General features: G+C 66.0%; 13 protein-coding genes. 3 read left to right on the top strand and 10 right to left on the bottom strand.

All coding sequences use genetic code 11. From position 1 onward, the window contains the following. Positions 1–173 precede the first annotated feature (173 nt). Positions 174–923, top strand: coding sequence for a hypothetical protein (locus QE373_RS10430; RefSeq protein WP_309686156.1), 750 nt, complete (start codon positions 174–176; stop codon positions 921–923). Between the two features lie 18 nt (positions 924–941). Here QE373_RS10430 and QE373_RS10425 read toward each other — a convergent pair whose 3' ends face one another. The 8 genes from QE373_RS10425 to galE form a co-directional block, all read right to left on the bottom strand. Then, entirely contained in the window at positions 942–1,811 is an 870-nt protein-coding gene (locus QE373_RS10425) for a DMT family transporter (protein ID WP_057506713.1), read from the bottom strand. 50 nt (positions 1,812–1,861) lie between these two features. Further along, on the bottom strand, positions 1,862–2,905 hold the full coding sequence (gene murB, locus QE373_RS10420; protein ID WP_309686152.1) for a UDP-N-acetylmuramate dehydrogenase: 1,044 nt from the start codon (positions 2,903–2,905) through the stop codon (positions 1,862–1,864). Next, positions 2,905–3,960 carry a quinone-dependent dihydroorotate dehydrogenase gene (locus QE373_RS10415; protein WP_309686148.1) on the bottom strand — a complete coding sequence of 352 codons (1,056 nt, stop codon included), beginning with the start codon at positions 3,958–3,960 and terminating at the stop codon, positions 2,905–2,907. The genes murB and QE373_RS10415 overlap by 1 nt, the downstream gene beginning before the upstream one ends. A 7-nt stretch (positions 3,961–3,967) precedes the next feature. After that, on the bottom strand, positions 3,968–4,738 hold the full coding sequence (locus QE373_RS10410; protein ID WP_309686147.1) for a class I SAM-dependent methyltransferase: 771 nt from the start codon (positions 4,736–4,738) through the stop codon (positions 3,968–3,970). A gap of 7 nt (positions 4,739–4,745) precedes the next feature. After that, on the bottom strand, positions 4,746–5,030 hold the full coding sequence (locus QE373_RS10405) for a DUF4190 domain-containing protein (protein WP_057506717.1): 285 nt from the start codon (positions 5,028–5,030) through the stop codon (positions 4,746–4,748). A 46-nt stretch (positions 5,031–5,076) separates the two neighbouring features. Then, positions 5,077–5,859 carry an SDR family oxidoreductase gene (locus QE373_RS10400; RefSeq protein WP_309686143.1) on the bottom strand — a complete coding sequence of 261 codons (783 nt, stop codon included), beginning with the start codon at positions 5,857–5,859 and terminating at the stop codon, positions 5,077–5,079. After that, positions 5,859–7,391 (bottom strand): aldehyde dehydrogenase family protein, encoded by a 1,533-nt coding sequence (locus QE373_RS10395; protein ID WP_309686141.1) that lies wholly within the window; start codon positions 7,389–7,391, stop codon positions 5,859–5,861. Before QE373_RS10395 ends, QE373_RS10400 begins: the two co-directional genes overlap by 1 nt. A gap of 247 nt (positions 7,392–7,638) precedes the next feature. Beyond that, complete coding sequence (gene galE, locus QE373_RS10390) at positions 7,639–8,634, bottom strand: UDP-glucose 4-epimerase GalE (protein WP_309689700.1); 996 nt, start codon at positions 8,632–8,634, stop codon at positions 7,639–7,641. A 618-nt stretch (positions 8,635–9,252) separates the two neighbouring features. Here galE and QE373_RS10385 point away from each other — a divergent pair. Together QE373_RS10385 and QE373_RS10380 are read left to right on the top strand one after the other, a co-directional pair. After that, on the top strand, positions 9,253–10,425 hold the full coding sequence (locus QE373_RS10385) for an undecaprenyl-phosphate glucose phosphotransferase (protein WP_309686139.1): 1,173 nt from the start codon (positions 9,253–9,255) through the stop codon (positions 10,423–10,425). Between the two features lie 56 nt (positions 10,426–10,481). Further along, on the top strand, positions 10,482–10,916 hold the full coding sequence (locus QE373_RS10380; RefSeq protein WP_309686137.1) for a low molecular weight protein-tyrosine-phosphatase: 435 nt from the start codon (positions 10,482–10,484) through the stop codon (positions 10,914–10,916). A 45-nt stretch (positions 10,917–10,961) separates the two neighbouring features. Here the strand turns inward: QE373_RS10380 and QE373_RS10375 are convergent, their stop codons facing one another. After that, positions 10,962–13,172: a YjbH domain-containing protein gene (locus QE373_RS10375; protein WP_309686135.1), complete on the bottom strand. Its 2,211-nt coding sequence runs from the start codon at positions 13,170–13,172 to the stop codon at positions 10,962–10,964. Next, the gene (locus QE373_RS10370) at positions 13,172–13,939 is read right to left on the bottom strand and encodes a capsule biosynthesis GfcC family protein (RefSeq protein ID WP_309686131.1); all 768 of its coding nucleotides are present in this window, start codon (positions 13,937–13,939) and stop codon (positions 13,172–13,174) included. The genes QE373_RS10375 and QE373_RS10370 overlap by 1 nt, the downstream gene beginning before the upstream one ends. Between the last annotated feature and the right edge of the window lie 2 nt (positions 13,940–13,941).

The raw sequence follows: 13,941 nt of genomic DNA, 5'->3' as shown, positions 1-13,941 counted from the left end.
CATAGCCCGCACCTCTCGACGATCCTGAGCCTTGTGTGGCGTAAATGGCTTGTCGGTGAGCCGGTCCATCGGGCCGGGAGCGACCTGCGATGTCGCCGTGAGGCTGTTTCTACATCCGCTTTTCCCGGTTCTGGGATAGTTCGGATTCAGACCAGTCCTATGGCGGATTCCTCATGAACCAGGTGCCGATCGTCCACGCAACGGAGATGTTGGCCCGCGCGTTCGGCGTCGTCGCAGCGAGCGTACGACGGCAGTCCAATGAGAATGACGGCGTCACGGCGAGGTTCGACGTCGTCGATGACGCCGGCCGACAGTGGCGGCTGGACGCAGCGCCCCTGCGGCGTCAGGCGGGCCACCACGCGCGGCCCCCTGGCGCGACCCGCTGGGGTCGGCATTGGGTGCTGAGGGAAGTATTTGCCGCGCCGGACGGACCGGGCGATGCAACGCCGCCGCAACCGCTTCTGGTCGAACCGGCACCGCCTTGCATACCCGATGCCTGGGAGTGCGCCGACGGGCGCCCGCTGGAACGGGTGGGCAGCTGGCTCGCACAGCCGGCTGGCCTGCCCACGGCAACGGACATCCTGGGACAGGCGTTCGTCGATATGTGGCTCGGCAACCGCCAGCACATCGCGACCATGCACGCGCGTGCCGAAGCGCTGCACGATGCGTTGGCCCGGCATGCGTTGGCATTGGAACAAGCCCCGCCAAGCGGTGCCGCATCGCCGGTATGCAATGAAGCCTACCGCCACCAGCGCGTGCTGCGGCATCTGGTGGAAACCCAGCAGCTGCTGCTGGGCCCGCAGGCGTCAGGGCATCCGGTCGGCGTGCGTCGCGACGCGCTGCGGCGCCTGAACGCCCTGCTGGAAACCGAGCGGACCCGGAGCGTGCAGGGCGATACGTTATGGTGGGCCGGAGCGGGCTGATCCCACCGCGGCGGCCGTCTATTCGCCCGGCTTGGCGGCCGCGCTGGCGGCTTCGCTCTTCGCCCGGCGTGCCAGCACCGCCTCGCGGTGTGCGATGTAGGCATTGGAACCGAGGATGATCAGCGCGCCGATCACGGTCCAGCGATCCAGCACCTCGTCGAACAACAGCCAGGCCATGACGCTGACCAGGGGCAACTGCATGAAGCTGATCGGGGTCAATGCGGACACCTCCCCCAGGCGCAGGGCGCGGGTCCACAGCAGCTGGCCAAGCGTGCCCAGCACCCCCGTGAGCGCCAGCCACAGCCAGGCGATGCCGCTGGGCCATTGCCAGACAAACAGCGCCGGTATCAACGACAGTGGCACCCAGAACACATAGGTGTAGAACACCACGGTATCGGCGCTGTCCACGCGGGTGAGCTGTTTGATCTGGATGGCGACCACCGAGCTCAGCACGGCCGCGGCCACTGCCACCAGGCTGCCCGCGCTGAAGCTGCCGGTGCCCGGCCGCACGATCACCAGCACACCGATGAAGCCGATGATCACCGCGGCCCAGCGCCGCACGCGGACCGTTTCGCCCAGCCACAGCACCGCGGCGATGGTGACGAACAATGGCGTGGAGTAGGACAGCGATACCGCCTGCGCCATCGGCAGATGACCCAGCGCCCAGAAGGCGCACAGCATCGAGGCCAGGCCGATCGCACTGCGCATGAAGTAGCGCGGAAGCTGCTGGGTTTTCAGCGGAGCGCGGCCGGGGCGAAGCAGCATTGGCAGCAACGCCAGCAGGCCGAACGCGTTGCGGAAGAAGGCCACTTCCTGGGTGGGCACGTAGGCGGTGGCATAGCGGATGGCCAGGGCCATGAAGCCGAAGGACAACGTACTGCCCAGCATCAACCAGGCCGCGCGTATCGGCGGCGCACGGGTACTCGAAAGGGAGGGGGTCACCACTGCGCGCCGATCAGCCTCGGTTCCGGTTCAATGGCGACCGAGAAGGTTTCCAGCACCGAAGCGGAGATGCGCCTGGCCAGGGCGAGCAGCTCTGCGCCGCTGGCGTTGCCGTGGTTGACCAGCACCAGCGCATGGCTGGGCGCCACCCCGGCATCGCCTTCGCGGAATCCCTTCCAGCCGCAGTGCTCGATCATCCAGGCGGCCGATACCTTGCGCTGGTCCTCGCGTTCTGCCGGATACACCGGCAGTTCCGGGAAGGACTGCAGCAGCACCTCCACCTGGTCCACGCCAAGGATCGGATTCTTGAAGAAGCTGCCCGCATTGCCCAGTACGTCCGGGTCCGGCAGCTTGCGGCTGCGGATCGCGATCACCGCGTTGGCCACGTCCACCGCACTGGGCGTATCGATGCCCTGCGCCTGCAGTTCTTCGGCGATGCCGGCGTAGTCCATGCGCAGTGCGTGCAGCAGCGGCAGGCGCAGCTCCACGGCGGTGATCAGGTAGCGCTCCGGCTGCTGCTTGAACACGCTGTCGCGGTAGCCGAAGGCACACTGTTCGGTGTCCAGCCGCACCCATTGGCCTGCATCGCGGTCCCAGGCTTCGACGGTCTGGATGAACTCACCGACCTGGACGCCGTAGGCGCCGATGTTCTGGATCGGCGATGCGCCCACGGTGCCGGGAATCAGCGCCAGGTTTTCCAGTCCGGACAGCCCGTGCTGCAGCGACCAGAGCACCAGCTTGTGCCAGTTCACCCCGGCCGCGGCGCGCACCACGGTGTAGTCGGCGCGGTGTTCCAGGATGTCGATGCCCTGGTTGGCGAACACCAGCACGGTGCCCTGCACGTCACCGGCCAGCAGCACGTTGCTGCCACTGCCCAGCACCAGCAAGGGGCCTTCGGCCACGCTTGGCAGGGCCAGGGCATCGGGCAGGGTGGCGGAGTCCTGGATTTCCAGCAGCTGCGCGGCCTGCGCCTGCACATGGAAGGTGTTGAGCGCCAGCAGGGAGGCGTTTTCGGTGAGGGTCCAGCCGCTGGTTGCCATCACAGGCCTCCCACCGCACCGCGACTGGGTGCTTCGCGGCGGCGACGGATCGCTTCGACGCATTCGGAAACCAGCGCCGGGCCGCGGAACACCAGCCCGCTGTAGAGTTGCACCAGCGCGGCACCGGCGGCCATCTTGGCCACGGCATCGGCACCGGAGCTGATTCCGCCCACGCCGACCAGCGGCATGCTTTCCGGCAGCCGCGCGCGCAGGCGGCGCAGCACCAGCGTGGACTGGTCCAGCAGCGGCGCACCGGACAGGCCGCCGGCCTCGTTGGCGCGCGCATCGCCGGCGATGCGGCTGCGATCGATGGTGGTATTGGTGGCGATCACCCCGTCCACCTGCAGTTCGGCCAGCACGCGCGCTGCGGCATCGATATCGCGCTCATTGAGATCCGGTGCCACCTTGACCAGCATCGGCACGCGCTTGCCGTGCACGCTGGCCAGCTGTTCCTGGCGCTCGCGCAGGCCGGCAACCAGCTGGCGCAGGGCGTTTTCTTCCTGCAGTTCGCGCAGGCCGGCGGTGTTGGGCGAGGAGATGTTGACGGTGATGTAGTCCGCCAGCGGGTACACCTTGTCCAGGCAGGCGATGTAATCGTCCAGCGCCTGCTCGTTGGGGGTGTCCTTGTTCTTGCCGATGTTGATGCCCAGCAGCCCGCGGCGGTCGCGTGCGGCTTCCACGTTGCGCACCAGTGCGCCCACGCCGGCGTTGTTGAAGCCCATCCGGTTGATGATGGCGCCGTGGTCCGGCAGCCGGAACAGCCGCGGCCTGGGGTTGCCCGCCTGCGGGCGCGGGGTGATGGTGCCGATCTCCACCGACCCGAACCCCAGCGCGAACAGGGCGTCGATGTGCGCCCCGTTCTTGTCCAGCCCCGCAGCCAGGCCGACCGGGTTGGGGAAGGTCAGGCCGAAGGCGGGCGTGGGCAACGGCGCGATGCGCGGCGCCACCAGCGGCGTGGTGCCGAAGCGGTAGGCGGTGTCCAGCGCGGCCAGGCCCAGGCCGTGGGCGCGCTCGGCATCGAGGGAGAACAGGAAGGGGCGTGCAAGCGAGTACATGGGCAGATCAGTCCAGCGTGCCGAGGAAGGCACGGGTTTGGTATTCAAAAGCGACCTTGCCGTCGACGGCATGCTGGTCGAACAAGGTGCGCAGCGCGGCAAGCATCGATTCGTGATTCGGCTGGCCGGCAGTGGGGGCGTAGGACGATGAGAGCAGGCGACCCTGCAGGGCATCGAAGTCCAGCATCTGCACGTTGGGGAAATAGCCGATGGCCTGCAGGCCGCCGGCGAACCAGTCACGCATCTGCTCGTCGGTCTGGTAACGCTCGGCCACCGCGCTGTAGTCGGTGCCGAACTCCAGCAGCAGCTGTTCGTAGCCGCGCAGGAACGGGGACGCATCCAGCAGGCGCGAGTTCCAGAACACCAGCACCCGTCCGCCCGGGGCCAGGATGCGTTTCCACTCGCGGCGCACGGCGTGCGTGTCGAACCAGTGGAAGGCCTGCGCGGCGCTGACCAATCCGATGGTGGCATCGGCCAGGCCGGTCGCCTCGGCGGTGCCATCGGCGGCGCGGAAGCGGGGGTACTCCCTGCCCAGCCAGTGCTCGGCTGCCGCGCGCATGGCTGCATTGGGTTCCACTGCGATAAGCGGATGGCCGGCGGCCAGCAGGATCTGGCTGGAAATGCCGGTGCCGGCCCCGATGTCGGCAACCAGCGCCTCGCGCGGCACGCCTTGTTCGTCATGCAGCCAGCGCAGCAGGGCCGGCGGATAACCCGGGCGGAAGCGCACGTAGTCTTCGACGCGGTTGGAAAAACGGGATGCCGATTCAGGAGTGCTCATGCCCACCTCATGATGAAACGTGGGCCAGCCAGGCCAGGCCACCGAAGAAGGCAAGGAAGGCGCCGATGGCCAGCACCGCGCCCAGCACCATCAGCCAGCCGAGGACCAGGCCCCCGATGGCCAGCCCGTCGCCGTCGAGCTCGTGCGGGCGGCGGCGGATTTCGGCGCGGGCCATGTGCCCGGTGATGATCGCCCCGATGCTGGCGATGAAGGGCAGCACGGTCCAGCTGCAGATCCCCAGGACCAGGCTGGCGACGGCCAGTCCACTGGTATGACGGTTAGGCACGCTCATGCGGGTCCTCCCTAAAGACCCGGCCATGATAGAGGTTGTGCCTCGATTAGCCCATCAATACCTGACCACCGTCCACATTGAGCACGTGCCCGGTAATCCATCCGGCCAGCGGCGAGCACAGGAACAGGGCGGCATGGGCGATCTCTTCGGGCCGGCCGAAGCGGCCGAAGGGAATCTTCGCCAGCGTGCCGTGGTACAGCGCCGGATCGTCCACGCGGCGGCGGTCCCACAGGCCGTCTTCGAATTCGATCGAGCCCGGCGCGATCGCGTTGACCCGGATCCGGTACTGCGCCAGGGCCAGCGCCTGGCTGGTGGTGTAGTGGGACAGCGCGGCCTTGGCCGCGGCGTACGGCGCAGCGCCCGGACGCGGTTGCTGGGCGGCGATGGAGGACAGGTTGAGGATGCAGGCATCGGTGGATGCACGCAGCCAGGGCAGGGCCAGCCGCGAAGCGCGCACCGCTGCCATCAGGTCGACCTGCAGGCTGGCGGCCCAGCCGTCTTCGTCGTCGGCCATGCCGTAGCCGGTCGCATTGTTGACCAGCACATCGATGCCGCCCAGCGCTTCGGCAACGTTTTCCAGCCATCCGCCGATCTGCTCCAGACCGGAGAGATCGGCGGCGTGGGTATGCAGCGGGGTGCCCTGGTCCTGGGCATCACGTGCCAGGGCGGCGAGGCCCTGCTGGCCGCGCGCGCAGACCGACACCGACGCACCTGCGCCGGCGAAGGCCAGCGCGATGCAGCGCCCGATGCCCTTGCTGCCACCGGCGATGGCGACCCGGCGGCCAGCCAGCGTCGCGCCATGCCCGGCGGCAGTACGGCCCGTGTCCATCACAGGTCGAACTTGATGCCCTGGGCCAGCGGCAGCGAATCCGAATAGTTGATGGTGTTGGTCTGCCGGCGCATGTAGACCTTCCAGGCATCGGAGCCGGATTCGCGGCCGCCGCCGGTGTCCTTCTCACCACCGAAGGCGCCGCCGATCTCCGCACCGGACGTGCCGATGTTGACGTTGGCGATGCCGCAGTCCGAACCGGCCGCCGACAGGAAGCGCTCGGCGGTCTTCAGGTTGGTGGTGAAGATCGACGAAGACAGGCCCTGCGGCACGCCGTTCTGCATGTCGATGGCTTCGTCCAGCGTGCTGTACTTCATCACGTACAGGATCGGCGCGAAGGTCTCGTGCTGCACCACTTCATCGCTGTTCTTCAGGCCGGTGACGATGGCCGGCAGCACGAAATTGCCGGGGCGGTCGATGCGCGTGCCGCCGGTTTCGATGGTGCCGCCGCTGGCCTTGGCCTTTTCAATGGAGGCCAGGAACTGCTGCACGGCGCCGTCGCTGTTGAGCGGGCCCATCAGGTTGGCCGGGTCGGTCGGATCACCGATCTTGCCTTCCACCTGCTTGTACGCCTTGACCAGCGTGGCCAGCACGTCGTCATGGATGGATTCGTGCACGATCAGGCGGCGGGTGGTGGTGCAGCGCTGGCCGGCGGTGCCGACCGCACCGAACACGATGCCGGGAATGGCCAGCTTCAGATCGGCGGTTTCGTCGAGGATGATCGCGTTGTTGCCGCCCAGTTCCAGCAGGCAGCGGCCAAGGCGGTGCGCGACCTTCTCGGCGACCGTGCGGCCGACCTGGGTCGAACCGGTGAAGCTGATCAGCGGCACGCGCTTGTCGGCCACCATCTTTTCCGACAGCGCGGTGCCGGCGTCGTTGATCAGGAAGAACAGGTCCGGGAAGCCGGCATCGCGCAGCGCTTCATTGCAGACGCGCATGGAGGCGATCGCGGTCAGCGGGGTCTTGTTGGACGGCTTCCACAGGCAGATGTCGCCGCAGACGGTAGCCAGGAACGCATTCCACGCCCAAACCGCGACCGGGAAATTGAACGCGCTGATGATGCCGACCAGGCCGAGCGGCTGGTACTGCTCGTACATGCGGTGGCCGGGGCGCTCGGAATGCATGGTGTAGCCGTACAGCATGCGGCTCTGGCCGACCGCGAAGTCGGCGATGTCGATCATCTCCTGCACTTCACCGTCGCCTTCCGGCTTGCTCTTGCCCATTTCCAGGGCAACCAGCGAACCCAGCGCATCCTTGTTGGCGCGCAGGGCTTCGCCGCACAGGCGCACCGCTTCGCCACGGCGCGGAGCCGGGGTGGTGCGCCAGGTCTTGAAGGCTTCCTGCGCCCGCGCGATCACGGTTTCGTATTCGTCGGCGGTGGTGGCGCGGACCTGGGCGATGGCTTCACCGGTGGTCGGGTTGACCGGGGTGATCAGCTCGCCGCCGGTGGCGGTGGACCACTCGCCGTTGCCCAGATAGGTACCGGCGTTGATCGCATCCAGGCCCAAGGCCTTGAGCAGCTTGGCAGACATGCAGACTCCCTCTTTTCGCGTTGTATTGGGGCAGCCGCAGGCCCGGGGGGCAGCGGCGCACTGAGCCGGAGATGGTAGCAGAGGGCCCGGCGGGGCCATGGTGCGGTGCGGTGGGGCGGACGTTATCGGTAGCGCCGAGCCGTGCCCGGCGGGGGCGGTAGGAAGACGAGGCGTGACGGCCCCCGCCCCGGTAGTGACGGCCGCTGGCCGTCTGCTTTTGCTCGTGGTGGCGGACGACCGTTGGTCGTCACGCTCCTTGCCTGGACCAGTCCGGCTGAGCCCGGTGCCAGCGCCACGCGCTTTCAATGATCGGCCCCAGTTCGGTCCAGCGCGGTACCCAGCCCAGTTGCGCCCGCGCCTTCGCGCTGGACGCCACCAGGCTTGCCGGATCGCCGTCCCGGCGCGGTGCCACCTCGAACGGCACCGGCTTGCCGGACACCTTGGCCGCAGTCGCTATGACCTCCCGCACCGAGAAGCCTTGGTCGTTACCCAGGTTGAAGGCATGCGCGCCGGCACTGGATTCCATGAAATCCAGCGCAAGCGCGTGCGCCTGGGCAAGGTCCTGCACATGCACGTAATCCCGCACGCAGGTGCCATCGGGTGTCGGGTAATCGTCGCCGAACACTTTCAGCGCCGGACCGTCGCCCAGCGCGGCCTTCAGCACATTCGGTATCAGGTGGGTCTCGCACAGGTGGGCCTCGCCGATACCCTGATCGGGCAGGGCACCTGCAGCGTTGAAGTAGCGCAGCGTCACCGAACGCAGGCCGTAGGCGTGGGCGGCGTCGGCCAGGATGCGCTCTGCCATCAGCTTGCTGGCGCCGTAGGGGTTGATCGGGGCCTTGGGGTGCTCTTCGTCGATGAGGTCAGCCACCGGGTTGCCGAACACCGCTGCCGTCGACGAAAACACGATGCGGCCCACGTCATGACGACGCATCGCCTCAAGCAGGTTCAGCGTACCGGCCACGTTGTTCAGGTAGTACGCGTAGGGCTGGGTGACAGACTCCCCCACCAGCGAGCGCGCGCAGAAGTGCATGACGGCATCGAAACGGCCGCCTGCCAAGGCCCGGTCCAGCGACGCCGGGTCCAGCAGATCGGCGTGGATGAAGTCGCCCCAGCGCACTGCGCCGCGATGACCGGTGGAGAGGTTGTCCAGCACGGTGACCCGATGGCCCTGATCGTGCAGCCAATGCGACATGTGGCTGCCGATGTAGCCGGCGCCGCCGCAGATGAGGATGTTTTTCATGACGTCCCGTAAGGCGAGGGGAACTTTCAGATTTTTCCGCTGGCAGCAGCGCGCGCTGTGTGGCGGAATGCTCGAGGCGACCTGCACTGTACGAGCGCCCTGAAAGGATAGTGGACCCGTGCATGTCAAAATATTGACGTTTTCTGCCCGAAATAGGGTGTGCTGTGAAGCAGTTCACCTTTTAGAAGTACTGGAGCAGGGTCAATCTCTGGTACATTTGCGTCATAAATCAATGCGTTTCTTCCATTGTGGTTTTTATTGTTGCGCTGCCAGGGGAGGTCAGTGCACGAGCGAGAAGGTGCCGGAAGATGCGTAATCCAGGAGAAGTTGAAGTGCTACAGGGATCTGTAGGCGGCCTTCCAGAACCGCAGGCAGCAGGACGCGGTCGTCGCGTTGAGGCGCGGGCCGCGCTGGAATTGGGGCTTCGGCTTGCTGACCTTCTGGTCATACCCGCTGCCGCGATCGTGAGTCATCTGGTTCGCAACGGCGGCATGGCCCCGTCGCAGCCGCAGCGGATCGTATTCGGCGCACTGCTGCTCAGCACGGTGATCTGCTTCGGTATCGCCCCGGTGTACCGCAACTGGCGCCGCACGAGGCCTGCTGGCCGATCTGTGGATCGTGCTTCTCGCCTGGACGGCCTCGTTCGGCCTGTTCTCCACCTATGCGGTGCTGGTGGACATGGCCGATGCCGTGCCGACGTTCTGGCTGGTGGGCTGGTATGCCCTGGGACTGCTGGGCATGACGGCAACGCGGGTCAGCTTGCGCGTGCAGCTGCATCGCCTGCGCTCAAAGGGACTGGATTGCCAGCGCGTGATCCTGGTGGGCCTGCGCGCGCCATCGCTGAAGCTGCATCGCCTGCTGCGCGGCAAGCCCGAACTGGGCAAGGAAGTGGTCGGTTATTTCTCCAGTCCCGGCGACATCGCGCGACCACGCCGCGAAGACGGTCTGCGCTGCCTTGGCACCATTGATGACCTTCCTCAGTACATGGACCTGCACCGCGGCGAATTCGACCAGCTGTGGGTGTCGCTGCAGATGGGTAGCGGCCCGCAGATCAAGCAGATCTTGAAGCGGATCGAGCGCTATCCGGTGCCGGTCCGCATCATCCCGGACATCAGCGGCTACGGTACGCTCAATCCGGGCGTGCATCTGGTCGGCAACGTGCCGATGATCGGGGTGCGGCAAGGCTTGCCGGACCAGCATTTCAGGTTGGTGAAGCGCGTCGAGGACTTGATTGTCGCCAGCGCAGCCCTGGTGCTGCTGGCGCCGCTGTTGGCCGTGTTGGCCGCGGGTGTCAAGATCAGCTCGCCGGGGCCGGTCTTTTTCAGGCAGCGCCGCCATGGCCTGGGCGGTAAAGAATTTTCGATGCTCAAGTTCCGTTCCATGCGGGTGCATGCCGAGACGCCGGACAAGATTACCCAGGCGACCCGCAACGACCCCCGCATTACCCGTTTTGGTGCTTTCCTCCGCCGGTCCAGCCTGGATGAGTTGCCGCAGTTCCTGAACGTACTGGGCGGCAGCATGTCAGTGGTGGGTCCACGACCGCATGCGATCCAGCACAACAACCACTATGAAAAGCTGATCGAGCGCTACATGCATCGGCACTACGTCAAGCCCGGCATTACCGGGTGGGCGCAGGTGCATGGATTGCGTGGCGAGACGCCGGAGCTGCGATCAATGAAGAAGCGCGTTCAGTACGATATCGACTACATCCGTCGTTGGAGTCCGACGCTGGATGTGAGGATCATCGCGTTGACGGCGTTCAAGGTGTTGGGGCAGAAGTCGGCTTATTGATGCAGCACGGGCGCCCGCTGCGCTACCCTGTGCGCTGATGGCGACAGGAACGGGTTGTGTTCAAGAATATTCTTTTCGTATGCGTGGGAAACATCTGCCGCAGCCCCTCCGCGGAGTTCATGCTGCGGGAGCTGGTGGCTGATAAAGGCATCCAGGTGTCCTCCGCGGGACTGGGTGCACTGGTCGACCACGGCGTGGACCCCACCGCGCAGGCGCTGCTGCTCGAGCATGGGCTGGATGGCAGCAGCCATCGTGGGCGGCAGATCAGTGGCGGCATCCTCGGCCAGGCCGACCTGGTGCTGACGATGGAGCGCAAGCATGTACGGCGCATCACCGAGATCGCACCGGAAGCCTCGGGCAAGACGTTCCTGCTCGGCAAGTGGCAGCAGGACCGTGAGATTCCCGATCCCTACCGCCAGCAGCGCGCTGCCTTCGAACACGTCTACGGTCTGATGGCTGAGGGCGTGCAGAGTTGGATCAAGTACCTGTAAGCCCAGTGCGAAGTGTCGGTGCCGAGCGGTTCGGCACCGTAGTGGTCAGTCGCTGATCGACTTCAGGTTGTCATAGAAGAAGCGCTCGTCGCGCTCGCCGGTGACGTTGTACAGCGAGTACTTGCGCTGCAGCATCGCGCCGCCATCGCGGATCAGCGGATTCCAGTTGATCGCCGCCCGGGAGCGGGTGGAGCGGGGCAGGATGTTGTCGAACGGGATGCTGAAATACAAGCCCTTGTCGAAGCTGCCTTCGCCGAAGTCCGCGGCCGATACATCGGTCTTGGTCGCATAGGCCCCCATGGTCACGCCATTGTCGAACACGCGGGCGATGTTGACCGTGGCGCCGTAGTCGCCGGCCAGATAGCGTCCCACCGACATCGAGCCGACGATGCGTTCGCGTGCGTCAAAGGCGTAGTAGAGCGTGGCGTGCCCCGTTGTCATCCGGTAGTCGCGCAGGCCCCAGTGCTGGTCGTAGTCGCGCTGCTGCACGCGGTTGATGTTCGCACTGACGGCCCATGGCTGGTCCATCGGCCGGTACAGCAGTTCGCCACCCACGCCGGCGTACATCCATTCCAGGTAGCCGGCGTAGGCCATGCCGTAGACATCACGTCCGAAGCGATGGGCCACGTTGAGCTGAAGGTTGGGCAGGGTGACATCATTGTCAACCATGTAGCGGCGCAGGTCGGTGCGCACGCGAGGCAGTCGGCTGGGCGCGTTGTACTTGAACTTGTCGTAGTTGTTCAGCAGGTCGGCGCTGACCGTGCCGGTGAGCCACACGTCGGGCCGGAAGAAGAAGCTGCCAGAGTAGTTGGCCGCGACCTGGTACAGGATGAATCCGTCCGGACCGCCAAGGTTCTGCCGATAACCCAAGCTGAAGCCGCCGCCATAAGGACGGTTCGGTGCGCGGTACAGCACCTCGCGCGCAACCTCCGTGGGAACCTGCAGGCCGGTGCTGCGGCGTAGGACATCATCACTGACCGTACCGTCAAGGTTGCCGAGCAGGGCATCGCGCTTTACCGACATGTCCACGATTGGCATCCCCAGACGCGTTGTGCGCAGGGTGTACCAGTCGTAATCATCGGCCGTGCTGCTGGACAGGATCCTGCCCGCACGGCCGAGGCCCTTGGCCGGGCTGAAGTAGCGCGTCTGGTAGCCGTCAACGAATAGTTCCTTGCCGCGGCGGGATATTGCGTCCACACGGAAACCGGCATTGTTGCGGAGCTGGGAGGCGATGGTCGCCCAGTGGGGCTCCGCCTCGTTTAAGACGCGGGGTTCAACCGTCGCGGTGTCCGCGATTGCCGAGCCACGGGTATCCGCGACAGGAGCTCCTGGGTCGGCACGTGGGGTCGGATTGATCGGCGGTGGATCGAAAGGCTTGGGCGCCGAGGAGGCGCCGCCGGGATTGCCGCGCAGGGTAAGCGAGAACATCGCCGCGTCGCCGCGCTCCCACGCCGCTGTCAGTTCGACATTGGCATTGGGCACGTAGACCAGGCCAACGTTGACCGGCGTACGTTGGGTCAGGTTGTTCTCACGGGGCTCGCGCTTGTAGTCGTTGCCGTCATACTCCACTTTCACCAGCAGCGCGTCCATCGGTGTCTGGTAGGTAAGGCCACCGAAAATGCCGACTGGCCCGCGGAACATGTTGCTCACGCCGAATTTGCCGGCCTGAGCGATCGCGCTGGTGGCGATCGGCCGACGATCCTTGAACCGGTCATCAATGACGCCCAGCGGGTTGGAAAAGTCACCGCGGTTGCCAAGATAGCCGGTGGCCAGGCCCAACGATGCATCCACGGGGCCGAAGCTCTTGCTGGCCACCAGATATTCACTGGAGAAAAAGCCGGTGCCACCGATGTCGCGCACACCGAACGATACGTCAGGCAGCCAGCGCGATTCCTGCCACAGGCGTAGCTTGAAATCGATCGATTTGTCTTTGTAGTTCTGGTCGCCGGCGATGCTCGGGCCGTAGCGGATGTTCGACACGTTGATGTAGCGGAACGTGCCTTCGAACCAGGTTAACGGCTGCAACGTGACGTTGTAGCGGCTGTAAGGGGAATTGTGTGACGCGGTAAAGGCGATGTCTCCCGCCTTGTTCATGCGTGCGGTCGGGGTCTGCAGCAGCCCGCTGCCGCCCCATTCGCTGGCCGTCACCGGCGGTGCCTGCTGCGCATGCAGCGCCGTGGACAGGCACATTGCAAGCATGCTCACCGTGAGCGTGGCACGGCGACGGGCGACCAGGGGTTTTGCGGAAACGGTCATCAAGGATCGACAGGTTGCGTGGCGACGAACGAAGCGAAATCTTCGTTGAAGGAGGCATCAATGCGCTTCAGCGCGGATTCGCGGATCGGCACGTAGATCGTGCCGCCGGCAGCCACGGGCTGTGGATCGGCGCGGTTCCACGCGGCGACACCGAGTGCCTGAACAAGTCCATCGGGCTGCACCACGTACAGCGTGCTCGGATCGGCGGCGCCGGAGACCGGACAGCGCGCCAGGTAAGTCTTCGCGTCCTGCAGCGGTTGGTGCGGCAGCTCGCAGGGCTGGGTCACGGCGCCGATGACGTGCACGGTCTGCGGGCGCAACGGGATCATGATGCTGTCCCCCTGCGTGGCGATGGGATTATTGAGCGGCTGGACCTGCATCAGACGGCGATCAAGCACGAGGCGCACGCGACCCGTCGCGGGATGGGCATCGAGCCAGTCGTGCAGTAGTGCGCCTGCCACCCGCACATCGAGGTTTTCATGCTGCGGCAGCTGTCCCAGCGTATGCAGCAGGCCGGCACGCTGGCGCACCTGGTCCTGCCGTTCGTGCTCGCGCTGCAGGCTTCCGCCGAGCAGGTAGGCGGCTGCGTCCGGGCGCACGGCGTTGAGCACATCGGAGATGCGTCCACCCTGCTTTACCTGCACCACACCGGGCGACTGCACGGCTCCCACGACGGCGACCTCGGAGATGCCGGCCGGGAGCGGTGGCTCCGCCTTGGCGGGCAAACCGGTTACAAGGAAAACAAGCGCTGCCGCACTGCGAAACATCA

This window comes from Stenotrophomonas sp. SORGH_AS_0321 (assembly GCF_031453215.1).
Taxonomy (GTDB): domain Bacteria; phylum Pseudomonadota; class Gammaproteobacteria; order Xanthomonadales; family Xanthomonadaceae; genus Stenotrophomonas; species Stenotrophomonas chelatiphaga.
The sequence above is the reverse complement of the archived record's forward strand: the minus strand, read 5'-3'. Positions and strand labels throughout refer to the sequence as shown.